General features: G+C 57.3%; 23 protein-coding genes. 12 read left to right on the top strand and 11 right to left on the bottom strand.

Annotated features, from left to right (window positions below):
• The first annotated feature begins 7 nt into the window (after window positions 1-7).
• The 5 genes from yoaA to rnd all read left to right on the top strand — a co-directional run bounded on the left by yoaA (window position 8) and on the right by rnd (window position 6,516).
• Window positions 8-1,912: a DNA repair helicase YoaA gene (gene yoaA, locus AC559G_RS23350; RefSeq protein ID WP_438598075.1), complete on the top strand. Its 1,905-nt coding sequence runs from the start codon at window positions 8-10 to the stop codon at window positions 1,910-1,912.
• Between the two features lie 78 nt (window positions 1,913-1,990).
• A complete protein-coding gene (gene tsaB / locus AC559G_RS23345) occupies window positions 1,991-2,692 on the top strand; it encodes a tRNA (adenosine(37)-N6)-threonylcarbamoyltransferase complex dimerization subunit type 1 TsaB (protein ID WP_416262425.1) in 702 nt (233 codons plus the stop codon).
• 103 nt (window positions 2,693-2,795) lie between these two features.
• Entirely contained in the window at window positions 2,796-3,386 is a 591-nt protein-coding gene (locus tag AC559G_RS23340; RefSeq protein ID WP_462616074.1) for a Slp family lipoprotein, read from the top strand.
• 205 nt (window positions 3,387-3,591) lie between these two features.
• Window positions 3,592-5,283 carry a long-chain fatty acid--CoA ligase gene (gene fadD, locus AC559G_RS23335; protein ID WP_498915102.1) on the top strand — a complete coding sequence of 564 codons (1,692 nt, stop codon included), beginning with the start codon at window positions 3,592-3,594 and terminating at the stop codon, window positions 5,281-5,283.
• A 111-nt stretch (window positions 5,284-5,394) separates the two neighbouring features.
• The gene (rnd, locus tag AC559G_RS23330) at window positions 5,395-6,516 is read left to right on the top strand and encodes a ribonuclease D (RefSeq protein ID WP_498915026.1); all 1,122 of its coding nucleotides are present in this window, start codon (window positions 5,395-5,397) and stop codon (window positions 6,514-6,516) included.
• Between the two features lie 237 nt (window positions 6,517-6,753).
• Here rnd and minE read toward each other — a convergent pair whose 3' ends face one another.
• The 3 genes from minE to minC are packed head-to-tail and all read right to left on the bottom strand — an operon-like array spanning window position 6,754 to window position 8,556.
• A complete protein-coding gene (gene minE, locus AC559G_RS23325) occupies window positions 6,754-7,023 on the bottom strand; it encodes a cell division topological specificity factor MinE (RefSeq protein ID WP_095844519.1) in 270 nt (89 codons plus the stop codon).
• Window positions 7,024-7,026: 3 nt separating this feature from the next.
• Window positions 7,027-7,839: a septum site-determining protein MinD gene (gene minD / locus AC559G_RS23320; RefSeq protein ID WP_438598924.1), complete on the bottom strand. Its 813-nt coding sequence runs from the start codon at window positions 7,837-7,839 to the stop codon at window positions 7,027-7,029.
• Window positions 7,840-7,863: 24 nt separating this feature from the next.
• On the bottom strand, window positions 7,864-8,556 hold the full coding sequence (gene minC / locus AC559G_RS23315; RefSeq protein ID WP_462616081.1) for a septum site-determining protein MinC: 693 nt from the start codon (window positions 8,554-8,556) through the stop codon (window positions 7,864-7,866).
• Between the two features lie 136 nt (window positions 8,557-8,692).
• On the opposite strand from minC, the gene AC559G_RS23310 reads away from it, so the two are divergent.
• The 4 genes from AC559G_RS23310 (at window position 8,693) to AC559G_RS23295 (ending at window position 11,224) form a co-directional block, all read left to right on the top strand.
• On the top strand, window positions 8,693-8,965 hold the full coding sequence (locus tag AC559G_RS23310) for a YcgL domain-containing protein (RefSeq protein ID WP_438598922.1): 273 nt from the start codon (window positions 8,693-8,695) through the stop codon (window positions 8,963-8,965).
• 206 nt (window positions 8,966-9,171) lie between these two features.
• Window positions 9,172-9,828: a fumarylacetoacetate hydrolase family protein gene (locus AC559G_RS23305; RefSeq protein WP_095844515.1), complete on the top strand. Its 657-nt coding sequence runs from the start codon at window positions 9,172-9,174 to the stop codon at window positions 9,826-9,828.
• A gap of 327 nt (window positions 9,829-10,155) precedes the next feature.
• Window positions 10,156-10,602: a cysteine cluster protein YcgN gene (gene ycgN, locus AC559G_RS23300; RefSeq protein ID WP_438598487.1), complete on the top strand. Its 447-nt coding sequence runs from the start codon at window positions 10,156-10,158 to the stop codon at window positions 10,600-10,602.
• A gap of 133 nt (window positions 10,603-10,735) precedes the next feature.
• The gene (locus AC559G_RS23295) at window positions 10,736-11,224 is read left to right on the top strand and encodes an OsmC family protein (RefSeq protein ID WP_498915022.1); all 489 of its coding nucleotides are present in this window, start codon (window positions 10,736-10,738) and stop codon (window positions 11,222-11,224) included.
• Window positions 11,225-11,303: 79 nt separating this feature from the next.
• Here AC559G_RS23295 and AC559G_RS23290 read toward each other — a convergent pair whose 3' ends face one another.
• On the bottom strand, window positions 11,304-11,450 hold the full coding sequence (locus tag AC559G_RS23290; RefSeq protein ID WP_165906990.1) for a hypothetical protein: 147 nt from the start codon (window positions 11,448-11,450) through the stop codon (window positions 11,304-11,306).
• A gap of 90 nt (window positions 11,451-11,540) precedes the next feature.
• Window positions 11,541-12,071: a disulfide bond formation protein DsbB gene (gene dsbB, locus AC559G_RS23285; protein WP_095844512.1), complete on the bottom strand. Its 531-nt coding sequence runs from the start codon at window positions 12,069-12,071 to the stop codon at window positions 11,541-11,543.
• Window positions 12,072-12,382: 311 nt separating this feature from the next.
• Here dsbB and fadR point away from each other — a divergent pair, with 311 nt between their 5' ends.
• Entirely contained in the window at window positions 12,383-13,102 is a 720-nt protein-coding gene (gene fadR, locus AC559G_RS23280; protein WP_438598485.1) for a fatty acid metabolism transcriptional regulator FadR, read from the top strand.
• 44 nt (window positions 13,103-13,146) lie between these two features.
• Here fadR and AC559G_RS23275 read toward each other — a convergent pair whose 3' ends face one another.
• Window positions 13,147-14,682: a SpoVR family protein gene (locus tag AC559G_RS23275; RefSeq protein ID WP_438598484.1), complete on the bottom strand. Its 1,536-nt coding sequence runs from the start codon at window positions 14,680-14,682 to the stop codon at window positions 13,147-13,149.
• A gap of 653 nt (window positions 14,683-15,335) precedes the next feature.
• Between AC559G_RS23275 and AC559G_RS23270 the strand changes: the two genes are divergently transcribed.
• Both AC559G_RS23270 and dadX read left to right on the top strand, forming a co-directional pair.
• Window positions 15,336-16,640 (top strand): D-amino acid dehydrogenase, encoded by a 1,305-nt coding sequence (locus AC559G_RS23270; RefSeq protein WP_498915019.1) that lies wholly within the window; start codon window positions 15,336-15,338, stop codon window positions 16,638-16,640.
• A 63-nt stretch (window positions 16,641-16,703) separates the two neighbouring features.
• Entirely contained in the window at window positions 16,704-17,777 is a 1,074-nt protein-coding gene (gene dadX / locus AC559G_RS23265; protein WP_498915017.1) for an alanine racemase, read from the top strand.
• A gap of 3 nt (window positions 17,778-17,780) precedes the next feature.
• Here dadX and AC559G_RS23260 read toward each other — a convergent pair whose 3' ends face one another.
• From AC559G_RS23260 to AC559G_RS23240, 5 genes are all read right to left on the bottom strand, one after another.
• Window positions 17,781-18,974 carry a multidrug effflux MFS transporter gene (locus AC559G_RS23260; protein ID WP_498915015.1) on the bottom strand — a complete coding sequence of 398 codons (1,194 nt, stop codon included), beginning with the start codon at window positions 18,972-18,974 and terminating at the stop codon, window positions 17,781-17,783.
• Window positions 18,975-19,074: 100 nt separating this feature from the next.
• Entirely contained in the window at window positions 19,075-19,635 is a 561-nt protein-coding gene (locus AC559G_RS23255; protein ID WP_498915013.1) for a 3'-5' exonuclease, read from the bottom strand.
• Window positions 19,636-19,698: 63 nt separating this feature from the next.
• Window positions 19,699-21,426 (bottom strand): ABC transporter permease family protein, encoded by a 1,728-nt coding sequence (locus AC559G_RS23250; protein ID WP_498915011.1) that lies wholly within the window; start codon window positions 21,424-21,426, stop codon window positions 19,699-19,701.
• The gene (locus tag AC559G_RS23245) at window positions 21,423-22,919 is read right to left on the bottom strand and encodes a periplasmic substrate-binding domain-containing protein (RefSeq protein ID WP_498915009.1); all 1,497 of its coding nucleotides are present in this window, start codon (window positions 22,917-22,919) and stop codon (window positions 21,423-21,425) included. Before AC559G_RS23245 ends, AC559G_RS23250 begins: the two co-directional genes overlap by 4 nt.
• An 18-nt stretch (window positions 22,920-22,937) precedes the next feature.
• A complete protein-coding gene (locus AC559G_RS23240) occupies window positions 22,938-23,708 on the bottom strand; it encodes an ABC transporter ATP-binding protein (RefSeq protein ID WP_498915007.1) in 771 nt (256 codons plus the stop codon).
• Window position 23,709: the final 1 nt, after the last annotated feature.

Below are 23,709 nucleotides of genomic sequence, written 5' to 3'. Positions count from 1 at the left end.
AGATAGCGTGGCAGACGATTTTGCAACAGACGGCGCATTGGCGCAGGCAATCAACGGGTTTAAACCGCGAGAATCCCAACGGCTGATGGCCAACGCGGTGGCGGAGGCGATCAATTTTAAACAGGAATTGGTGGTGGAAGCGGGGACCGGCACCGGCAAAACCTTTGCTTACCTGGTTCCGGCGCTGCGGGCCAACCGTAAAGTCATCATCTCCACCGGCTCCAAGGCGCTGCAGGACCAGCTGTACGCGCGCGATCTGCCAACGGTTGCAAAGGCGATAAAGTTCAAAGGCAAACTGGCGCTGCTGAAAGGGCGTTCCAATTACCTGTGCCTGGAGCGGCTGGAACAACAGTCAATGGCCGGCGGCGAGTTGGCCGGGCAGGCGTTGATCGATCTGGTTCGGCTGCGCACCTGGTCTTCGCAGACCACTGAAGGGGATATCAGCACCTGCAGCGACGTGGCTGAAGACAGCTTTGTCTGGCCGCTGGTGACCAGCACCAATGACAATTGCCTGGGAAGCGACTGCCCGCTTTACAAAGACTGCTTTGTGGTGAAAGCGCGCCGCCGGGCGATGGACGCCGACGTGGTGGTGGTGAACCATCACCTGTTCCTGGCGGATATGGTAGTGAAGGAGAGTGGCTTTGCCGAGCTGATCCCCGACGCCGACGTGATGATTTTCGATGAAGCGCACCAGATCCCTGATATCGCCAGCCAGTATTTCGGCAAACAGCTGACCAGCCGCCAATTGCTGGACCTGGCCAAAGACATCACCATCGCCTACCGCACCGAAGTGCGCGATATGGCGCAGTTGCAAAAAAGTGCCGATCGCTTAAGCCAAAGTACCCAGGATTTCCGGCTGGCGCTGGGTGAGCCCGGTTTTCGCGGCAACCTGCGCCAGGTGATGGGGCAGCCCAATGTGCAACGGGCCTTGCTGCTGCTCGATGATGCCCTGGAGCTATGCTATGACGTGGTAAAAATGGCCCTTGGCCGTTCGGCGTTGCTGGATGCCGCCTTTGAGCGTGCCACGCAGTACCGCGCGCGCCTGAAGCGCCTGAAAGAAATTAATGAACCTGGCTTCAGTTATTGGTATGAATGCAGCTCACGGCACTTCGTGATGGCGCTGACGCCATTGACGGTTGCTGAACGTTTCCGTGAACTGCTCAATGAAAAGCCGGGCGCCTGGATTTTTACTTCCGCCACGCTGTCGGTGAATGAACAAATGGGGCACTTTACCGAGCGCCTGGGGTTGAACAAGGCCAAAACCTTGCTGTTGCCTAGCCCGTTCGATTATGCCAACCAGGCGTTGCTGTGCGTGCCGCGTTTCCTGCCTTCGCCGAACCAACCCGGCGGCGCACGCCGGCTGGCCCAGATGTTGCGCCCTTTGATTGAGGCCAACCAAGGGCGCTGTTTCTTCCTATGTACTTCACACCAGATGATGCGCGAACTGGCGGAGGAATTCCGCGCCAGTATGACTTTGCCGGTGCTGGTGCAGGGCGAAACCAGCAAAGGGCGCTTGCTGTCGCAGTTTGTTGAAGCGGGCAATGCCTTGCTGGTGGCCACCAGCAGTTTCTGGGAGGGCGTGGATGTGCGCGGTGACGCGCTATCTTGCGTCATCATCGATAAGCTGCCGTTCACCTCACCGGACGATCCACTGCTCAAGGCGCGGATTGAAGATTGCCGCCTGCGCGGCGGCGATCCTTTCAATGAGGTGCAACTGCCCGACGCGGTGATCACCCTCAAGCAGGGCGTTGGCCGCCTGATCCGCGATACTGATGATCGCGGCGTACTGGTGATTTGCGATAACCGCCTGGTGATGCGCCCGTATGGCGAGGTGTTTCTCAACAGCTTGCCACCAACGCCGCGCACCCGCGATTTGGCCCAGGCCATCGCCTTTTTGTGCGGCGCCGCTTAGCGGATAGGCTCGGTTCCGCGGCTGTGCTACAATGCGCGCCCTGATTGAAACCCATTGATTTTCACGCCAGAGGTTGGCATGTCCACGCGAATTTTAGCGATCGATACGGCAACGGAAGCCTGTTCCGTTGCCATTTGGAATCAAGGCGAAACCCGCGCCCTGTTTGAACTTTGCCCACGCGAACATACGCAACGCATTCTACCGCTGGTTGAGCAGGTATTGGCCGAGTCCGGCCTGTCGCTTTCGCAACTGGACGCCCTGGCGTTTGGCCGTGGGCCGGGCAGCTTCACCGGCGTGCGTATCGGGATTGGTATCGCGCAGGGGCTGGCATTAGGGGCCGATCTGCCGATGATAGGTCTTTCCACCTTGCAGACGATGGCGCAGGGCGCGTGGCGGGTCAGCGGCGCACAGCGGGTATTGGCCGCCATTGATGCCCGGATGGGCGAAGTGTACTGGGGCCAGTTTGAACGCCAGGCCGATGGGCATTGGCTGGAAAGCGAAGGCGAAGCGGTACTTTCGCCCCAGCAGGTGCAGGAAAGGGCGGCGCGGCTTTCCGGGCAATGGGCTACGGTGGGCACTGGCTGGCAAACCTACCCCGATTTGGTGGCCGGCCAGACGCTGGCAATCAGCGATGGGCAAATACTGCTGCCACATGCGGAAGATATGCTGCCGTTGGCGCTCCAGGCCTGGCAACAAGAGGCGGTGGTCAGCGTAGAAAACGCGCAGCCCACGTATTTGCGCAATGAAGTGACCTGGAAAAAGCTGCCGGGGCGAGAATAAGATGTCATCTGGTTGTGCTACCGTTGAGGTAACGCTGACCTGCGGCGGCAACTTGCCGGAATAATTGGGGTCTAATTAGCGGGTATTTCAGGAGATTACCACGATGCGAACCCGTACTGTAATGAACAAATGGCTGTTGGCCGCGGTGGTCGGCAGCGCGTTGGCACTGTCTGGTTGTGTGAGCGTGCCGGATGCCATTAAAGGCACCACCGAAACGCCGGTAACGGCGCTTTCGTCGGTGCAGGCAGCGCCGAAAACCTTCAGCGGCGCGGAAGGGCGCTTTGGCGGCAAGGTGGTTGGCGTCGCCAACGATCGCGGCAGAACGGTGCTTGAGATAGCGGCATTGCCGTTAGATGGCGCAGCGCGCCCGCTGCTCGGCGAGCCGTCGCAGGGGCGGCTGTTGGCTTCGGTAAACGGTTTCCTCGACCCGGTGGATTTCAAAGGGCAGATGGTGACCGTCGTCGGGCCGATTACCGGTTTGCATCCGGGCAAAATCGGCAATACGCCGTATGACTTCGTCACGCTGAATGTTACCGGTTATAAGCGTTGGCGCCTGGTGCAACAGGTGATGATGCCACCCGCTCCAATGGGGCCGTGGGGCTGGCGTCATGGCCCATGGGGCCCCGGTTGGGGGCCAGGCTACGGCTGGTACGGCCCAACCCCAGCGCAGGTTCAAACCATCGTGACGGAATAGACAAGGCGTAGTTTGCCCTTGTGAATAAGGCGGCTTAGGCCGCCTTATTCTTTTAGCGGCATAAACCGTTAGCAATTAGTGATATGCATCGCAACCTGAATATTGTTTAAAACAGAATCTGGTATGATGAGTTAAAATATTGTTAATTTGCGGTTGCGCGTTAGAGGCTGCGATAATGATGAGTAATGATTTCAGGAGTAATACCTTGGATAAGGTCTGGTTAAAACGCTACCCGGCAGATGTTCCGGCGGAAATAAATGCCGATCGATATACGTCTTTAGTGGATATGTTTGAACGCGCCGCGGTGCGTTATGCGGATCAACCGGCGTTCATCAACATGGGCGCGGTTATGACTTTCCGCAAGCTGGAAGAGCGCAGCCGGGCCTTCGCCGCTTATCTGCAAAATTCGCTGGGGCTGAAGCCCGGCGATCGCGTCGCGGTGATGATGCCCAACCTGTTGCAATACCCGATCGCATTATTCGGCATCCTGCGCGCCGGGATGGTGGTCGTCAACGTTAACCCCCTCTATACGCCAAGGGAACTGGAACACCAGCTTAACGACAGCGGCGCCGCGGCGATTGTCATCGTTTCCAACTTTGCCCACACCCTGGAAAAAGTGGTTTATAAAACCCAGGTGAAGCATGTGATCCTGACGCGCATGGGCGATCAGTTGTCCACGGCCAAAGGGACGCTGGTGAACTTTGTGGTGAAGTATATCAAGCGCCTGGTGCCAAAATACAACCTGCCGGACGCCATCTCTTATCGCGCGGCCTTGCAGCAGGGGCGGCGGCTCCAGTATGTGAAGCCGGCGATTACCAACGACGATCTGGCCTTTTTGCAGTACACCGGCGGCACCACCGGCGTGGCCAAGGGGGCGATGCTCACCCACCGGAATATGCAGGCTAACCTGGAGCAGGCGAAAGCCGCTTATGCCCCGTTATTGCAGGGCAACCAGACGCTAGTGGTGACGGCATTGCCGCTGTATCACATTTTTGCGCTGACGGTGAACTGCCTGCTGTTTATCGATCTGGGGGCCAACAACCTGCTGATTACCAACCCGCGCGATATTCCTGGGATGGTCAAGGAGCTGGCGAAGTATCCCTTTACCGTGATGACCGGCGTAAACACGTTGTTTAACGCGCTGCTGAATAATACGGATTTTTGCCGGCTCGATTTTTCCACCCTGCGGTTGTCGGTGGGCGGCGGTATGTCGGTGCAGAAGGCCGTGGCGGATAAATGGCAAAGCATTACCGGCAGGCACCTGCTGGAAGGCTACGGCCTGACGGAATGTGCGCCGCTGGTGACCGGCAACCCTTATGATCTTCAGCGCTACAGCGGCAGTATCGGTTTGCCGGTGCCTTCAACCGAAGTTCGCCTGCTGGACGACGCCGGGCGTGATGTGCCTGCTGGTTCGCCGGGTGAACTGTGGGTAAAAGGGCCGCAAGTTATGTTAGGCTATTGGCAACGCCCTGAAGGGACGGCAGAAGTATTGCAAGACGGCTGGCTTGCCACCGGTGATATCGTTACCGTGGATGATGAAGGTTTTATCCGCATTGTCGATCGTAAAAAAGATATGATCCTGGTTTCCGGGTTTAACGTTTATCCCAACGAGATCGAAGAGGTGGTTAGCCAACATCCCAAAGTATTGGAATGTGCGGCCATCGGTGTGCCGAGCGATGCCTCCGGCGAGGCGGTAAAGATCTGCGTGGTGAAGAAAGACGCCTCGTTGACGGCTGAAGAGCTACAGGCGCATTGCCGCCGGCACCTGACAGGGTATAAAGTGCCTAAATTCGTTGAGTTTCGCAGTGAGCTGCCCAAATCGAACGTGGGTAAAATCTTGCGGCGTGAGCTGCGCGATGAGCAAAAAACACCGTTGGCGGCTGATGCTGCCGCATAGCGGGTTCATGCGCCGCCCGGAGTTTTTTCCAGACAGTAATTATCAACAACGCCGGTGTATTGCCGGCGTTGTTATGTTGTGAATCATACAAATAGCAAAGAGAATGATGTTTTGAATTATCAGTTGATCACTACAGACGCCGGGTTGCAGCAGGTCTGCGAGCAGGCGAGAAACCATGGCCAGATCGCACTGGACACCGAATTTGTCAGAACGCGCACCTACTACCCGCAGTTGGGTTTGATCCAATTATACGATGGTGAACAACTCTCGCTGATTGATCCGTTGCCGATCGTGGAATGGCAACCGTTCGTCGATCTGCTGGCGGACAGCGGTGTGGTCAAGTTCCTGCATGCCGGTAGCGAAGATTTGGAAGTGTTTCTCAATGCGTTCAAAACCCTGCCGGCGCCGTTGGTGGATACCCAGATCCTGGCGGCGTTTTCCGGCCGTTCATTATCCTGCGGTTTCGCCAGCCTGGTGGCGGAATACATGGGGGTTGAACTGGATAAGAGCGAGTCGCGCACCGATTGGCTGGCCCGCCCGTTAACCGAAAAGCAGTGCGTTTACGCCGCCGCCGATGTGTTCTACCTGTTGCCTATGGCAAAGCGCCTGGTGCAGGAAACCGAAGAAGCGGGGTGGACGGCGGCGGCAGCCAATGAGTGCCTGCTGCTGTGCCAACGCCGTAGCGAGGTGCTGGCGCCGGAATTGGCTTACCGTGAAATCGCCAACGCCTGGCAACTGCGCCCGCGGCAGTTGGCCTGCCTGCAAAAACTGGCGGCGTGGCGCCTGAAGCAGGCGCGTGAGCGCGATCTGGCGGTGAACTTCGTTGTGCGTGAGGAAAACCTGCTGCAGGTGGCGCGCTATATGCCATCTTCACTGGGGGAACTGGACTCCCTGGGGCTGAGCGGCCCGGAGATCCGCTACCACGGCAAAACGCTGCTGGCACTGGTGGCCGAAGCCAACGCGCTGGACGACGCTGCGCTGCCTGCGCCATTGGCGAATCTGGTCGATCATCCCGGTTATAAAAAGGTGTTTAAGGATATTAAAGCGGCGATTGCCGCCGTCAGCGAGCAAAGCGGTTTAAGCAGCGAGCTGCTGGCTTCACGCCGCCAGATTAATCAATTGCTGAACTGGCATTGGCAATTGAAATGCAGCGATAGCCAACCGGAATTAATCAGCGGTTGGCGCGGTGAGTTATTGGCCGAAGCGCTGCAGAATATTTTGAAAAATTATTAAACAAACTAAATTGATAATGGAGCAGCGGCAACTCTGCTTCATCATTATTTTAATGAAATAGTTTCTTTCAGGTAATTTTATCGCCATGATGAACTCTAAGGGAAAAATAGGCGAGCTTAACTGAGATTAATCCCAAAGAGAAATAGACGGTAATTTAACTGGTGCAGAGAATATAACTGGATGCACATACAGCCCCCTCCTGCAAAATATGCCGGGAGGGGATTGAATGTGCTGCTATCATTTAGCCGTTTCTTCCGATTCCGGTAACGTTACGTTAAGTTCAAGAACCGAAATATCATCCCCTTTCTGCTCAAACTGCACGTGCAGCATCTCAGGGTCAATTTGAATGTATTTACAAATGACGGCTAAGATATCACGTTTCAAATCAGGCAGATAAGGGGGCTCACTGTCCCCACGGCGACGTTCTGCAACGATAATCTGTAACCGTTCCTTGGCTACACTGGCTGTCGTTTTTTTGCGGGACAGAAAAAAATCTAACAAAGCCATGGTTTATCCCCCAAAAAGGCGTTTCAGGAAACCCTTCTTCTCTTCTTCGATGAAGCGGAAAGGGCGTTCTTCTCCTAATAAACGGTGAACGGTATCCTCATACGCCTTACCGGCGTCTGAGTCGTTGTCCAGGATCACTGGTTCGCCCTGGTTGGACGCACGCAGCACGGATTGGTCTTCAGGAATGACGCCTACCAGCGGGATACGCAGGATTTCCAGCACGTCTTCCATGCTCAGCATGTCGCCCCGGTTGACGCGGCCAGGGTTGTAGCGGGTGAGCAGCAGGTGTTCCTTGATCGGCTCTTCGCCTTTTTCAGCGCGGCGCGATTTGGACGACAGAATGCCGAGAATACGGTCGGAGTCACGCACCGAAGAGACTTCAGGGTTGGTGGTGATCACCGCTTCATCGGCAAAATACAGCGCCATCAGCGCACCGGTTTCGATGCCGGCCGGTGAGTCGCAAACGACGAAATCAAAATCCATCTCGTTAAGGCCGTTCAGCACTTTTTCAACGCCTTCGCGGGTCAACGCGTCTTTATCACGCGTTTGCGAGGCGGGCAGGATGTAAAGGTTTTCGGTGCGTTTGTCTTTGATTAACGCCTGATTCAGCGTGGCATCACCCTGAATCACGTTGACGAAATCATAAACCACACGGCGCTCGCAGCCCATGATCAGGTCAAGGTTACGCAGGCCGATATCGAAATCGATCACCACGGTTTTCTTACCTTTCTGGGCAAGGCCGGTTGCGATGGCCGCGCTCGAAGTGGTCTTGCCAACGCCCCCTTTACCCGATGTAACAACAATAATGCGTGCCATGAATGGATTCCTTGTCAAAAGGGCTTAATTTAACGGTTGTATGGTTAAAACGTTATCCAACAGGCTAAGCCGCGCAGCCTGACCGAAGTAATCGGACGGGATCTGATCGCTTAACCAATACTGCCCTGCGATAGAGACTAGCTCAGCCCCCAGGTGCGTGCAAAAAATCTGGCAGTGGGTGTCGCCGGAGGCGCCTGCCAGTGCACGGCCGCGCATCATGCCATAGATGTGAATGTTGCCATCGGCAATCAGTTCAGCACCTGCGCTGACGCTGCTGGTGACGATTAAATCGCTGTTGCGGGCATAAATTTGTTGGCCGGAACGGACAGGGGTGCTGATGATGCGTGTTTTGGCAATGGCCGGCTCTTCAACCGGCGCCGGCACTGGTTCGGGTGCGGCCATTTTCTGGCCCTTGCCCTCACTCAGCAGCGGCAGCCCTGCACGGGCTATGGCGCGTTTTTGCTGCTCATCTTTGCATCCGCTGATGCCGACAACGCGCAGACCTGCCGCAGCGACAGCCTGTTGAAGTTCCTTCCAGTCCGCATTGCCGTTTAGCGCTGCGACGTTGATAACAACAGGCGCGTTTTTCAGGAAAGCTGGAGCTTGATCCACTTTTTCCTGCAACGCCAGACGTATTACCTCGGGTTCTGAATTATGCAAATGAACAACCGATAGGGTAAAACTGCTGCCTTTTAGCTCAATTGGCGATTGTGACATCTATCCTGACTCAGTTTCAGCAACTTTAAATCCCCGGAATACCTCTCGGGGTACGATATTCCGATGTACTATATGCATGTTATAGTCAGAGTTATATCCAGGCAAGATACCGTTCCAATTAATTAGAGTTAAAAAAATGCTTTGTGTGATCTATAGAAGCCCAAAACGCGATCAAACTTATCTTTATGTCGAAAAAAAAGACGATTTCTCTCGGGTGCCGGAAGAACTGCTGAAAAGTTTTGGCGCGCCCCAGTTTTCCATGATGCTGAATCTGGCCGGGCGTGAAAAATTAGCCAATGCGGATATTGATAAAGTAAAAACGGCCCTGCAAGAGGAAGGGTTTTATCTGCAGTTCCCGCCGCCGGTGGAAAGTCTATTAAACCAGCACGTGGGCGCTAAAAAAGCGTAATCAGCGGCGCCCTGGCCCATCGTGCCGCAGCCGCAGTACGATAGGCGTCAGCACCGAATGATATGCAGGTAAAGCGTGATTGGTTTATGGTAACGTTTCTGTTTCATGCACTGCGTGTGCACCTTAACCTATCGGCGCAGCGGCATGCATCGGCTTATTTTCAGGGGCGCGGTTGATCCGGCCCTATTTTCGTCAGGAGAAGCGGTATGTATCAACATCGAGACTGGCAGGGCACGTTGCTTGATTTTCCGGTAAACAAAGTGGTGTGTGTGGGCAGCAACTATGCCGATCACATTAAAGAGATGGGCAGTGCCGTAGCCGCTGAACCGGTGGTGTTTATCAAGCCGGAAACCGCGCTGTGCGACATCCGCCAGCCGGTGGCCATTCCTAAAGGCTTTGGCCCGGTGCATCACGAGGTGGAGCTGGCGGTGCTGATCGGCACGCCGTTGAAACAGGCTAATGAAGATCGCGTCGCGCGGGCGATTGCCGGCTATGGCGTGGCGCTGGATTTAACGCTGCGCGAGCTACAGGCTTCGTTCAAGAAAGCGGGGCAGCCGTGGGAAAAAGCCAAAGGTTTTGATGGCTCCTGTCCGATCTCGGGCTTTATCCCGGTGGCGGAGTTTGGCGATCCGCAAAATGTGGATTTGTCTCTGACGGTGAATGATGAAGTGCGCCAGCAGGGCAACACGCGCGACATGATCACGCCGATTCTGCCGTTGATCAGCTATATGAGCCGCTTCTTTACTCTGCGCGCGGGGGATATCATCCTGACCGGCACGCCGCAGGGCGTTGGCCCGATGAACTCCGGCGATATGCTGAAAGTTTCCGTTAATGGCAAAACGCTGACCACCCGCGTTATCTAGCATTGGTTCTGCCGCCGCGTGGCGGCGGCAGGGCTGCTTTTCCGCTATAATAGCTATCAGTGTGTTTTTTAACTGAATTACGCTTTACTGCTTTGATTCTCTTAGGCTTTTATTTCCATTCTGCGGCGGGTTTCGCTATAGTCCCGCCCTTGCGCCTGCTTGCGGGCTTTTTATTGGCTTATACTCTAAATAATTCGAGTTGCAGGAAGGCGGCGACACAGCGAATCCCCAGGAGCTTACTCAAGTAAGTGACTGGGGTGAGCGAGGAAAGCCAACACACCTGCAACTTGAAGTATGACGAGTATAGATTTATTACCGGATTTCACCATGTCACAACGCCCTTTTTGGCAAACCAAAACCCTGGCGGAAATGTCAGAACAAGAGTGGGAGTCGCTGTGCGACGGCTGCGGGCAGTGTTGCCTGAATAAACTGATCGATGAAGACACCGATGAGATTTATTTCACCAACGTGGCCTGCAACCAATTGAACATCAAATCCTGCCAGTGCCGTCACTACGATCGCCGTTTTGAGCTGGAAGAGGACTGCATCAAGCTGACGCGGGAGAATTTGGTGACCTTCGACTGGCTGCCGCCAACCTGCGCCTACCGGCTAATCGGCGAAGGCAAGCCGCTGTATGCGTGGCACCCGCTTATCAGCGGTTCCAAAGCCGCCATGCATGGCGAGCGCATTACCGTGCGCCATATTGCCGTGCGTGAAAGCGAGGTGGTCGATTGGCAGGATCATATTTTGAACAAGCCTGACTGGGCGAGATAACGGCGCCCGGTTGGTGTTAATTTCGGCCATGGATGCCCCCCATTAAATTTTCATTAAACGCCCAGTTGTTGATTTAACAGAGGCTGTTTCTGCGCGCGTGGCAATCGCGCCGGATGGGGCATAGGAGAAAGTGATGGCAGAGAAGCAGCATACTTACCGGGTCAACGTGCTCTGGACGGGGAATGAGGGTAGCGGCACCGCCAATTATCGTGGCTACAGCCGCAACCATGAAATCAATGCGGCAGGCAAACCGCCCGTCTTCGGTTCGGCGGATCCGAGCTTCCGTGGGGATCCGGCGCGCTGGAACCCGGAGGAACTGCTGCTGGCTTCGCTCAGCGCCTGCCATAAGCTCTGGTATCTTGGCCTGTGCGCCGCCGCTGGCGTCACGGTGGTGGCTTATCACGATGAAGCCGAGGGCGTTATGCTGGAAGAAAGCAGCGGCGCCGGCCAATTCTCATCGGTTACGCTGCGGCCCCGGGTTGAGATAACGGCTGATTCGGATCGCCAAACCGCCCTGGATTTGCATCACAAGGCCCACGACATGTGCTTTATTGCGCGCTCAGTGAATTTCCCGGTGAATAACGAGCCGGAAATTTCCGTGCGCAGCGGCGCGGTTTCTTAATCGGCACGCCGATTTTCTGCTGATGCGATAGCGGGCCGGCCACGCCGGCGGCCGAGTTCAATGTTATGTAAATTACGGGCTATTGGCAGGGGGAAGGCTTCATTTCCAACCGCAGGTTCAGTAGGCTGTGGCTATATTCCCGCTTGCGAGAAAGCCAACAATGAAAATGGTGCGCCTGTTTGCGATAGCTGGAGCACTGATCGTGCTCGTCTATTACTTCACTCATCTTTAAGCCGCCGTCAGGCTGATATTTATGGCGACGGCAGAGCCCATTAAAAACGGTGCCGCCAGGGCACCGTTTTTAATTATCGGCCTATCAACGGCCGAACAGATCGCGTTTGCGCGGGCGGACAAACTGGCTCAGCAGCACAATCACGCCAACCACCAGGAAGGCGGCAAAAATACCGACCAGCCATTGCGGCATCTCTAACGTCAGGAATTGCCATTGGCGTACAGAGCAATCGCCTGATGCTTCGAATACCGCCGGCAGCCATTTATTCAGCGGCAGCCAGGATGGGAAGCTGACGAAAAAGTCGCAGGTATTGAATGGCGAAGGGTGCAACTGGATCATGGTGTGTTTCCAGGCCAACTGCACCCCTTCCCACGCGCTGTAGATCCACAGCAGGATAGCGGCATAGCGCAGCGGGGTTTTCGGCGCGACGGCGCCAAGCAGACCCGCCCCCAAAATACCAAACAGGGCGCAGCGTTCATAAATACACATCACGCAAGGCTGTAGCAGCATGACGTGCTGAAAATAAAGCGCAGCCAGCTCCAGCAGCAGCGCAATCAATGCCATCAGCAGCCAGGCACCACGCCCGCGCGAGCAGCGGTTAAAAAATTGCAACATAATGATCGCTCTTCCATGTAGTAAGCAATTGAACGGGCAGTGTAAACCAATTCAACCCTGCTGCCAGCTATCGATAGCGGATTCTGTGTAAAAAAGCGTTCCAAAGCGGGGTTTAATGGCGCAGATATACCGGGGGCGCCCTCGGTGCTGCCGGGCAGGGAATGGGGCATTTGGCATTTTCGCTCGTTTTTTGCCGGTTTATGCACACTTTCGTTTAATGTTTTTTGCTCAGGCTATGTCATGCCGGAGGCGATCTGGTATGATCAGCTGATTCTACTTTCTGATTATCGTCGTTACGGAATATCAAATACATGGTCATCAAGGCGCAAAGTCCTGCCGGTTTCGCGGAAGAGTATATTATCGAGAGTATCTGGAATAATCGCTTCCCCCCTGGCTCTATTTTGCCTGCGGAACGTGAGCTTTCAGAGTTGATCGGCGTAACGCGCACTACCTTGCGTGAAGTTTTACAACGTTTAGCGCGTGATGGCTGGCTGACCATTCAGCACGGCAAACCCACCAAGGTCAACAACTTCTGGGAAACGTCCGGCCTGAATATTCTTGAGACGCTGGCGCGCCTTGATCACAACAGCGTGCCGCAGCTTATCGACAACCTGCTTTCCGTTCGCACCAACATCGCCTCCATCTTTATCCGCGCTGCGGTGCGTAACCATCCGGAGCAGGCGCAGGAAGTGCTGGCTAAAGCCGCCGAAGTTGAAGATCAGGCCGATGCGTTCAACCATCTGGATTACGAGATTTTCCGCGGCCTAGCGTTCGCTTCCGGCAACCCGATTTACGGCCTTATCCTGAACGGGTTGAAAGGGTTGTATACGCGTGTGGGGCGGTATTATTTTTCGAACCCGGAAGCGCGCAAGCTGGCGTTAAGCTTCTATAACAAACTTTCCACCTTGTGCCATGAGCGGCTGTATGAACAGGTGATGGACACGGTGCGCAGTTACGGTAAAGAAAGTGGCGCCATCTGGCACAGCATGCAAGGCACGATGCCAAGCGATCTGACAGAGGCCCGCCGTTAAGCGGCCCTTTCGGGCCGCTTGGCAATGGTAGGGGATATTAGCGTTTAAAGTGGCGCAGGCCGCGCCGGGCAGCGTTCCAGCAGCTCAACGCTGTTATCCTCGTTTTGCTGCTCAAGGATCACATCAAACCCCCACAGCCGGTGCACATGCTTCATCACCTCGCGGCGGCTTTTATCCAACGGTGCACGATCCTGCGGGATATAGCGCAACGTCAGCGAGCGGTCACCACGCAGATCCACATTCCAGATCTGGATATTCGGCTCAAGGTTGCTGAGGTTATACTGTGCCGAAAGCTCTTGGCGTATTGCGCGGTAGCCCGATTCGTTGTGAATGGCCGATATCTCCAGGAAATTGTTGCGATCGTCATCCAGCACGGTGAACAGCCGGAAGTCGCGCATGATTTTTGGTGACAGGAACTGGCTGATGAAACTTTCGTCCTTGAAATCGCGCATGGCGAAGTGCAGCGTATCCAGCCAGTCTTTGCCGGCGATATCCGGGAACCAGTAGCGGTCTTCTTCGGTGGGCGCCTGGCAGATGCGCTTGATGTCCTGGAACATGGCGAAGCCCAGCGCATACGGATTAATACCGCTGTAATAGGGGCTGTTGTAAGGCGGTTGGTACACCACGTTGGTATGGCTATGCAGGAACTCCAGCATAAAGCGATCGGTAACCCGCCCTTCGTCATACAGGTGGTTAAGAATGGTGTAGTGCCAGAAAGTGGCCCAGCCTTCGTTCATCACCTGGGTTTGCTTTTGCGGGTAAAAATACTGGCTCACCTTGCGCACAATGCGCAGCACTTCGCGCTGCCACGGTTCCAGCAGCGGGGCGTTCTTCTCCATAAAGTAGAGAATATTTTCCTGCGGCTCGCTTGGGTAGCGGCGCACCTGTTCCGGCACTGCCTCACGATCAACGCGCGGCAAGGTTTTCCATAGTGAGTTCACCTGGCTTTGCAGATATTCTTCACGGCTTTTCTGGCGCGCTTTCTCTTCCTGCAGTGAAATTTTTTGCGGGCGCTTGTAGCGATCGACGCCGTAGTTCATCAATGCATGGCAAGAGTCCAGCAACTTTTCCACTTCATCCATGCCATAGCGCACTTCGCATTGGCTGATGTAGTTACGAGCAAACAGCAGGTAATCCACAATGGAGCTGGCATCCGTCCAGCTGCGGAACAGGTAGTTATTTTTGAAAAACGAGTTGTGCCCATAGCAGGCATGCGCCATGACCAGCGCTTGCATCGTGATGGTATTTTCTTCCATCAGATAGGCGATACAGGGATTGGAGTTAATCACAATCTCATAGGCAAGCCCCTGTTGCCCGTGCTTATAACGCTGTTCTGTCTCGATGAATTTTTTGCCGAATGACCAGTGGGTATAGTTGATCGGCATCCCAACGCTCGAGTAAGCATCCATCATCTGCTCGGAGGTGATGATCTCAATCTGGTGTGGATAGGTGTCAAGCCGGTAGTGCTTGGCTACGCGGTCAATTTGCTCCAAGTAAACTTGCAGCAGATCGAACGACCAGTCTGGTCCGTCGCTCAGACGTTTGTCATCCTTAACCTTTTCATATGTTGAAGTAGTCATCAGCGCACCCTCGTTATTAACGGGCTATGCTCATTACGGCGAGCCCTAATTACAAGCGTAGCTCAATCTGGCCGTAGCGAATAATCATATATACTCGTCATACTTCGAGTTGCAGATGCGTTGGCTTTCCTCACTCACCCCAGTCACTTACTCCAGTAAGTTCCTGGGGGTTCGCTGCGTTGCCGCCTTCCTGCAACTCGAATTATTTAGAGTATAAAGTTTAAAAATTCAACGGAATGGCGTTGACGGCGTAAAGGGCGGGCAGATGCGCTGAGTTTTTTCTGCTACCGGCATACCGATCCTCACCAACACAAAAATCTCTAAATTCGCCATTTTGTTAGCATATTGGTCTAATAAAATGCCAGTGAGCGTTTGATGCTGTCTGTTAGCCGCTTGTTATTCAGTGGCGCTTTTTGATTGATGGCTTTGCTGTCATTGCTAGCATGTTAGCCGTAATTTTCTTCGATACCGGCCATTGGGCACTATCTTATCGCTATTTTTTCCTGGCTATTGCAAAAGCATAGTGCTTGAAGGATAAATGAAATGTGACGGTATCGTGTCTAATGGTTAATTTTTTGTTTGGAGATTTCCTCTGAGCTAATCCTTGGTGAGCAGAGGATTATGCTTGGGGCGGCCTGAGCGTGGAGTCTGCTATGCGAGTGGTGATTTTAGGTAGTGGCGTTGTGGGCGTGGCGAGCGCTTGGTATTTGGCGAAAGCCGGTCATGAAGTGACAGTGATTGAGCGCCAACCCGGGCCGGCGCTTGAAACCAGCGCGGGTAATGCCGGGCAAATCTCGCCGGGCTATGCCGCTCCCTGGGCTGCGCCGGGGGTTCCTTTAAAGGCCGTCAAATGGATGTTCCAGCGCCATGCGCCGTTGGCGATCCGCCCGGACGGCAGCAGCTTCCAACTGCGCTGGATGTGGCAGATGCTGAAGAACTGCGACACCGCACATTATATGGCGAACAAAGGGCGTATGGTGCGCCTGGCGGAGTACAGCCGCGATTGTTTAAAAGCGTTGCGCCAGGAAACCGGCATTCAGTACGAAGGGCGGCAGGGGGGCACTTTGCAGCTATTTCGCACGGCCCAGCAGTTTGAAAATGCGGCCAAGGATATCGCGGTGCTAAAAGACGCCGGCGTGCCGTATAAACTGCTGGAAGCCGCGCAGTTGGCAAGCGTTGAGCCTGCCCTTGCACAGGTGGCGCACAAGCTGACCGGCGGCCTGCAATTGCCGAATGATGAAACCGGCGACTGCCAACTGTTTACCCAACGGCTGGCGTTGATGGCGCAACAGGCGGGCGTCACCTTTTGCTATAACCGCAGCATTGACCGTTTGTTGGTGGAAGGCGATAGCATCGTCGGCGTGCAATCTGGGGATGAGGTATTCACCGGTGATAGCTATGTGGTGGCGCTGGGTTCTTATTCCACCGGGCTGCTGCGCGATCTGGTCGCGATCCCGGTCTATCCGCTGAAGGGTTTTTCACTGACGATCCCCATCGCCAGAGAGGCCGATGCACCGGTTTCCACCGTGTTGGATGAAACCTATAAAATCGCCATTACCCGGTTTGATCAACGGATCCGCGTGGGCGGCATGGCTGAAATTGTCGGCTATAACACCGCGCTGGAACAAAAGCGGCGCGCCACGCTGGAAATGGTTGTGCGCGATCTGTACCCCCACGGCGGCCACGTTGAACAAGCCACCTTCTGGACCGGCCTGCGGCCGATGACCCCGGACGGCACGCCGGTGGTAGGGCGCACCCCGGTGAAAAACCTGTTTCTGAATACCGGCCACGGCACGCTGGGTTGGACCATGGCCTGCGGCTCGGGGCAACTGCTGGCCGATTTGATCTCCGGCACGTCGCCGGCTATCCCGTTTGAGGATTTGTCGGTGGAGCGTTATCGTACGGGTTATGGCAAGCAGGGGGCGGTGCCGCACAAAAGCGCGCACCCTGTGCGCTAACCTTAATTATCGCTGCCGCCGTGGGCGCTCCATGGCGGCATCAACAGGCTCTAAGGAGAGGCCATGCCCCGCCCAATTACAGCAACACTGCACCTTTCTGCGTTTGAACACAATTTGCAGGTTATTCGCCGCCATGCGCCACAGGCCAACATTTGGGCGGTGGTGAAGGCCAATGCTTATGGTCATGGCCTCCAGCGAGTGTGGCACCGCCTGGCGCAAGCCGATGGTTTTGCCTTGCTGGATTTCGCCGAGGCGATAATGCTGCGCGAGGCGGGCTGGCAGGGGCCGATCCTGCTGCTGGAGGGGTTCTTCCGGGCGGAGGATTTAGCGCTGATCGACCGTTACCGGTTAACAACCGCCGTGCACAGCGCCTGGCAACTGCAGGCGATTGCCGAAGCCAACCTTACGGCTCCGCTGGATATCTATCTGAAAGTCAACAGCGGCATGAACCGCCTGGGCTTCCCTCCTGCGGAGTTACAGGCAAGCTGGCAGCGGGCGCGCGGCATCAGCAATATCCGTTCCATTACGCTGATGAGCCACTTCGCCACCGCAGATGGCCCGGAAGGGGTTGAACAACAGATTGCGACTATTGAGCAGGCGGCCAACGGTATGGATCTGCCGCGCTGCCTGGCGAACTCGGCGGCGACGCTCTGGCACCCTGAAACCCACGGCGATTGGATCCGGCCCGGCATTATTCTGTATGGCGCATCGCCGACCGGTAACTGGCGCGATATCGCCGGTTTCGGCCTGCAGCCGGCGATGACGCTCAGCAGTGAGATCATCGGCGTGCAACTGGTGCAGCCCGGTGCGCGCGTAGGCTATGGCGGCCGTTATACCGCCAGCGGTGTACAGCGCGTGGGCGTGGTCGCCTGCGGGTATGCCGATGGCTATCCGCGCCATGCGCCCACTGGCACGCCGGTGTGGGTGGATGGCGTGCTGACCCGCACGCTGGGCACCGTATCGATGGACATGCTGACGGTGGATTTAACGCCGTGCCCGCAGGCGAATATCGGCGCAGAGGTGGAACTGTGGGGGCGGCGGTTGCCGGTTGATGATGTGGCCGCCGCAGCCGGAACGCTAGGTTACGAACTGCTGACGGCATTAACGGCGCGGGTGCCGGTGGTGGCCGGCCAGTAAACCTTAGGCAATCTTCTCAATATGGCTGGTGCTTTGGCGACTGAGCTTGCGCGCGTGCAGCGCCAGCAGGCAACTGGTCAGCATCACCAGCGCCAGCGCCAGCTTGGGTGGCAATGGCAACGTCATCGCGATAAGCCCTAGCGCGGCACCGCCCGCCATCTGCACAAAGCCCACCAGCGCAGAAGCGACACCGGCCTCCGTCGAGTAAGGCTCCAGCGCATAGCTGGTGGCCGGGCCCATGACAAACGCCAGCCCGGCGCAGGACGAAGCCACCGGCAGCATATAGGCCAGCCAATGGGTTTGCGCGCCAGCCGGCAGCAAGCTCACGCCCAGAAACAGGCCAATGGCGCCCAGCAGCATCAACATGCCGCCGGTGAACAGGCAAACCGGGCGGCCGATTTTACGGATGATGCGGTTAGCGAAGAAGGTCACGAACATAATCCAGAACCCATTGGCGCCAAAAGCGAGGGAGAATTGCAGCGGCGTCAGGCCGGCGGTGCCCATCAGCACATTGGGTGCCAGCGAAACATAGGTCAGCGCCATCCCCATCGCCCCGGCGTTAACCAGGGTGAATCCCAGAAAACGGTGATCGCTGAAGATACGGGCATATTGCCGCAACGGCAGCCCACGCACCGGTTGGGTGCCCTCGGGGCGCGTTTCCGGGAAGCGCAGGGCAATCAAGATCATCACCGCCAGGGCGTAGCTCATCAGGAACCAGAAGGGCGCGCGCCAACCGAAGTTTTCCGCCAACAGGCCGCCTAGCAGCGGCGCCAGTGCCGGAACGATATTCAATGTGCCGTTAAGGAAACCAAACGCGCGCGCGGCATCATCGCCGCTCATGCGATCACGCACGCCGCTGTAACAGACGACGGAGGTGCAGCAGACCGCCACCCCTTGCAGCAGGCGGGAAGCGATAAATACCCCCGGCGAGGTGGCCAGCGCCGCCATGGCCGAGCCCGCCATATAGAGCGCAATCCCCATGATGGCGATCGGTTTGCGGCCATAGTTATCCGCCAGCGGGCCGGAAATGATTTGCCCAATGCCCAGCACCAGGATAAAAAGCGGGATGCTGGACTGAATCAGCGTTTCGCTACTGTTCAGGCCGCGCGCAATAGCCGGGATAGTGGGCAGGTAAAGGTCGATCCCCAACGGCCCGAACAATACCAGGCTCAGAAGAAGAAAAAGGTATCTTTGCATAACAAGTCAGCACATCCGAGTGACAAAGGTGAGTAGAGTAGTGACCCTCGCCAGAAAAAGAAAGAAGTAAAGCACAAACCCTGTGCGGTAAAGGCAAGGTTTATGACACGGGCGCTTTCCGATAATACAGGGCTGAAATGGCGTCCGCCACATAGCGAGCCTGATGCTTGGCATCGTCCAGCGCCCGGTGGGGAGTACCTTCAAACGGCCGCTCTTTTTTCGGGTTGAAACCGTGCAGTTCCGCCAGGGTAATGATGGTGCGCACATCCTGCGTATCCCAAAAGCGCCAGGGGCAGGGCAGCTCAAGCTGTTGAAACGCATGTTCCAGGATCGCGCAGTCAAACTCCTTGCCGTTACCCCATACTTTGACGCTGTCCGTGGCATTCATATGAATAAAACGGCTGAAACTGGATAACACGCGTTTGAGGGTTTCGCTGCCGCCAAAGGCCAACTTGCGCGCCTCGTTGGATTGCCTGGCCCACCAGGCTACGCTATCGAGGCTGATGGTGCGCCCGGGTTGCGCTTTCTGGCAACTGACGGCGGCTTCAAACTCGGCGCCCAGTTGGCCGGTTTTCGGATCGAAAAATACGGCGGCGACAACCAGGATCACCGCGCTGGGCACGGTGTCCAGGGTTTCAATATCTAACATCAGGTGGTGCATGGGTGATCCCGGCTGGCGTAAGTTTGGGCGGTATATTACCGCAAAGCGAGCCAGGATGCGCGTTCAGCCACGCCGCTGGCCCGAGAGATTAGCCAGGGATATCGCCAGGATCGATAGCAGGATCAGCGCGGCGATCGGCGGCAGAACTACCCAGGGCGCGCGTTCGATATAGGGCATGCCTTCAGCCAGAAGCAGCCCCCAATCCGCGCTCGGCGGCTGGGGGCCCAGGCCGAGGAACCCCAGCGCCGCCAACGCCAGTGCGATCCCCGGCAGGCGCAGCATGGCATGGCGCAGCAGGGCCGGCATGATCGCGGGCAGCAGGTAGTGGGTGTGCGTGCGGAGCGGGCCGATGCCCAAGACCGGCAGCATTCGGATATAAGCCTGCCGGCGCGTTTCCTCCAGCAACGAAGCGCAATGTGCAGCCAACGGCGCCCAACTGACCAACAGCGCCGCCACCGCAGCGCCATAGGCGCTGGGGCTGGTGATGGCGATCACCAACAGCCCGGCAATGATCGGCGGCGTGGCGTTCGCCAGCTCAATCAGCCCGCAGGCCAGGCGCGGCAGCATGCCGAACACCAGCCCCAACAGCAGCGCAGCAAAGCTCACGGCCAGCGCCAGCAGGCAGGTATTGAGCGCGCCGTGGGCCACACGCGCCAGAATATCGCGGCCGGTGGCGTCCGCGCCGAACGGCAACGCCAGGCTGGGGGCCTGCAGGCGCAGATGCAGGGAAGAAAAGGGATCGCGCAGCAGGCCGGTAGCCACCATCAGGCCCAGCAACAGCGCGGCGATGATGGCGATCGGCAGCGCTTTGCCATCCTGCCGCCGTGGCGGCGTATTCGGCAGCACGGCGGCAATCCGCGCCAGCAAGAGGTAATGCAGTGCTTGCCCAGCCAGACCGGCACAAAAGGCGATCGCCAGTAACAGCAAGAGGCCGCACTGCAAGGCCGGCAAATCCTGGGCGATAGCGGCGCCCAGCGTTGCCCGCCCCAGGCCGGGGATGGCAAACACCTTTTCCACCGCCACAGCGCCGCCGGTCAGACCGATCATTACCAGGCCGATCTGCGGCAGCAGCGCGGGCAGGGTGCGTTGCAATACGGCCTGCAGGCTGCGATACCAAGGGATCCCCGCCAGGTGCCATGTCTGCAGCCAGCGCTCATTGAAGGTGGCGCTGAGCCCATCGCTGAACAGCAGGCCGAGCAGCCCCCCGGCAGGCAGGCCAAGCGCCAGCGCGGGCAGCACAACGTTATTCAGGCTTTGCCAGCCGTATGGCGGGAACCAGCGCAGCCAGACCGCCCCCACAATCAACACCAGCGACGCCAGCAAGAACTCAGGCAGCGCTGTTAATGTGACGGCCAGCGTGCCCGTCGCGCGTCGGCTATTGCCGTGTAGCCCACGCCACAGCGCTGGTAACGCCAGCAGCAGCGCCACAATCAAGGCCAACGCCAACGCATAACCCATTAACGCCAGGGATACTCCGGCAGCCTGCATCATTCCCGGCAATACCGGTTGCCCCGAGATCCACGAGTTGCCGGCATCCCCCTGAAACAGATGATAAACCCAGCGGCCAAACAACGCCCATGGGCCGTCATCCAGATCGTAACGCTGGCTAATGGCGGCCAGCGCTTCCTGGGTGGCTTCTTGATCGCCCGAGCGGGCGCGCAACAGGCTGAGAGCCGGATCGCGCCCGGATAACCAGGGCATTAGGCCGACAAACAGCCCCATCGCCAGCAGGGCAGCCAGGCGGGAGAGCTGCGGCAGCAAGGCATGCCTGACGGTTTTCATCGCAATCATGGTGCAATCATGCTGGCTGGTGTGACCAATACGCGCTCACGCGGATCGCGCGCGGCATGCCGCATGTTGGCGGCTTCCCCCTGTATCACCCGTTCATGCAATAGCGGAATGGCCGCGTGGGTGGCAAGAATTTTGTTCTCCGCCGCCATAATCGCCTGGCGGCGCTGTTGGCCGGCCGGGAGCGATGCGGCCTGCGCCAGCGCAGCATCCACCTGGTGATCGCACAGTTGTGAAATGTTGAAGGAGCCGTGGCAGGCAAAATCACTGTACATATAAGCCACCGGATCGCCTGAATCCAGCACCGTTGCGCGGGAAAGAATAAAGGCGTCAAACTTGCCGGCCAGGGCATCCGCTTCGATATGCGCGTATTCACGCACTTCCTGTTTCACCTCAAAGCCGGCGGCGGTGAGCTGTTGCGCCAGAAACACAGCGACTTCCGGCAGCTCTGCACGATCGCTGAAGGTGGCCAGCGTGATGGTTTTGCCGCCGATCGCGGCAGGTGCTGCGGCGGGCGGTGCCTGGCGTAACGCGGCGGCCCAGGGCAATGCCGGGCCAAGCAGGCCGGCGGCTATATCGGCGCGCCCTTCGTAGACGTTATCGATCAGCGGCTGGCGTTGGACGGCGGCCGCTGCTGCCGCCCGCACGGCCGGATCGTTGAAGGCGCCGTGGCGGGTATTCAGATACAGGGTGTTGGTGCGCGGCATGGGGACTTCATGGATCAGTGCCGGGTCAATCAGCGGCAGTTGCGAAATGGGTAGCGCTTCCACCAAATCGGCGCTGCCGGTCCGCAAGGCGGCGGCACGGGCGGTGCTGTCGGGCACAAAGCTGACGTCGATCCCTGGCGCCGCGGCTTTCTCCCCCCAATAGTTATCGAACCGTTGCAGGCGGGCGCTGCTGGTGCCGTTGATCTCGGTCAACACGTAAGCGCCGGTGCCGGCACGCAGTGGGTTAACCGTGCCGTTGGCGCCATATGCCCTGGCAGCCAGGATCGCGAGCTGCGGGCTGGACAGGCGCTGGGGAAGCAGCGGATCGGGTGTGGCGCTGCGGATAATCACGGCGTTATCGCCGTCAGCGCTGACGGTCAGTTCCACGCCGTCCAGAATCCGCGGTTTTGGCGCGGCCTGCATGGCGGCCTGGAGTGAGCGCACCACGCTATGGGCATCGAATGTGCTGCCGTCATGGAACTGAACGCCTTGGCGCAAACGAAAACGCCAGCTCTGTGCGTCCAGCGGTTGCCATTCGGTCGCCAGCGCTGGCTGTATATCGCCGTTGTCGTCTAATATCACCAACGTTTCGCTATTGCTCCAACGCGAAAGTTTGAACGCATCATCACTCAGCGGCGTTAAGCCCGAACGCGGCGGTTGTAGCATCGCCAGGCGAATGCTTTTTTCATTTGCGCTGGTTTCTTCGGGGGCAGCAGGATCAAAGCAGCCGCTGAGTAGGACGCTGCTGACCATCAGGCAGGCGGGGCCAATAAAACGCAGGGGTAACATCAATAGCTCCTTCCGGGGTTAAATGTGGGTAGGCAGTTGCGGTATCGCGGCGATCAACGCATGGGTGGCCGCATGCTGGGGGTGTTGCAGCAATGCGTGGGTGGGGCGATCTTCGACGATCGCGCCATGATCCATCACCAGGGTTCGCTGGCACAGGGCTGCGACCAGCGAAATGTCGTGTGAGACGATCAACATGCCCATTTGCTGCTGCTGCGCCAGGCGGCGCAGCAGCGCGATCATTTGCTGGCGCAGCGGCAGATCCAGCCCGCTCACCGGTTCATCCGCCAACAGAAAACGGGGCTGCAAGGCGATAGCGCGTGCTAATGCCACGCGTTGCGCCTGGCCGCCGGAAAGTTCATTTGGGCGCGCATGCGCCAGCCGTTGAGGCAGTTCAACCTGTTCCAGAACCCGTTCGGTGATCGCCTGGGCATTTTCCTGCGGTGCGAGTTGGCGCAACGGCGCGGCGATAAGCTGCGCCACGGTATGGCGCGGGTTCAGTGAGGCATGGGCATCCTGGGGCACGTATTGCACCAGCCGGCGATATCCGAGTAACCGGCGCGGCCTGGCGGCCTCCAACAACTGTCCCTGGCAATGAATGTGCCCGCCGTCTGCTGTTTCAAGCGCCAACAGGAGTTTTAACAGGGTGGATTTGCCGGCCCCGGAGCAGCCGACCAGCCCGATGCATTCGTCGGCGTAGATATTCAGGTTTACTCCCGCCACCCCGATAGCCTGCGGTGAATAACGGCGGCTGACATTTTGCATACTGATAAACGGCATTTCGGCGCGCATG

Source organism: Gibbsiella greigii (genome assembly GCF_039540155.1).
Lineage (GTDB): Bacteria > Pseudomonadota > Gammaproteobacteria > Enterobacterales > Enterobacteriaceae > Gibbsiella > Gibbsiella quercinecans.
This window is presented reverse-complemented; position numbering and strand designations above follow the sequence as displayed.

Bases quoted from the DNA above. Each gene is read 5' to 3' on its own strand.
- AC559G_RS23295 (WP_498915022.1), top strand. From the start codon at position 10,736: ATGGCAGAGAAGCAGCATACTTACCGGGTCAACGTGCTCTGGACGGGG.
- AC559G_RS23260 (WP_498915015.1), bottom strand. From the start codon at position 18,974: ATGCAAAGATACCTTTTTCTTCTTCTGAGCCTGGTATTGTTCGGGCCG.
- AC559G_RS23290 (WP_165906990.1), bottom strand. From the start codon at position 11,450: ATGAGTGAAGTAATAGACGAGCACGATCAGTGCTCCAGCTATCGCAAA.
- minE (WP_095844519.1), bottom strand. From the start codon at position 7,023: ATGGCTTTGTTAGATTTTTTTCTGTCCCGCAAAAAAACGACAGCCAGT.
- AC559G_RS23245 (WP_498915009.1), bottom strand. From the start codon at position 22,919: ATGTTACCCCTGCGTTTTATTGGCCCCGCCTGCCTGATGGTCAGCAGC.
- dsbB (WP_095844512.1), bottom strand. From the start codon at position 12,071: ATGTTGCAATTTTTTAACCGCTGCTCGCGCGGGCGTGGTGCCTGGCTG.
- AC559G_RS23250 (WP_498915011.1), bottom strand. From the start codon at position 21,426: ATGATTGCGATGAAAACCGTCAGGCATGCCTTGCTGCCGCAGCTCTCC.
- ycgN (WP_438598487.1), top strand. From the start codon at position 10,156: ATGTCACAACGCCCTTTTTGGCAAACCAAAACCCTGGCGGAAATGTCA.
- AC559G_RS23240 (WP_498915007.1), bottom strand. From the start codon at position 23,708: ATGCGCGCCGAAATGCCGTTTATCAGTATGCAAAATGTCAGCCGCCGT.
- AC559G_RS23340 (WP_462616074.1), top strand. From the start codon at position 2,796: ATGCGAACCCGTACTGTAATGAACAAATGGCTGTTGGCCGCGGTGGTC.
- AC559G_RS23270 (WP_498915019.1), top strand. From the start codon at position 15,336: ATGCGAGTGGTGATTTTAGGTAGTGGCGTTGTGGGCGTGGCGAGCGCT.
- tsaB (WP_416262425.1), top strand. From the start codon at position 1,991: ATGTCCACGCGAATTTTAGCGATCGATACGGCAACGGAAGCCTGTTCC.
- dadX (WP_498915017.1), top strand. From the start codon at position 16,704: ATGCCCCGCCCAATTACAGCAACACTGCACCTTTCTGCGTTTGAACAC.
- AC559G_RS23310 (WP_438598922.1), top strand. From the start codon at position 8,693: ATGCTTTGTGTGATCTATAGAAGCCCAAAACGCGATCAAACTTATCTT.
- AC559G_RS23275 (WP_438598484.1), bottom strand. From the start codon at position 14,682: ATGACTACTTCAACATATGAAAAGGTTAAGGATGACAAACGTCTGAGC.
- AC559G_RS23305 (WP_095844515.1), top strand. From the start codon at position 9,172: ATGTATCAACATCGAGACTGGCAGGGCACGTTGCTTGATTTTCCGGTA.
- minD (WP_438598924.1), bottom strand. From the start codon at position 7,839: ATGGCACGCATTATTGTTGTTACATCGGGTAAAGGGGGCGTTGGCAAG.
- minC (WP_462616081.1), bottom strand. From the start codon at position 8,556: ATGTCACAATCGCCAATTGAGCTAAAAGGCAGCAGTTTTACCCTATCG.
- fadR (WP_438598485.1), top strand. From the start codon at position 12,383: ATGGTCATCAAGGCGCAAAGTCCTGCCGGTTTCGCGGAAGAGTATATT.
- AC559G_RS23255 (WP_498915013.1), bottom strand. From the start codon at position 19,635: ATGCACCACCTGATGTTAGATATTGAAACCCTGGACACCGTGCCCAGC.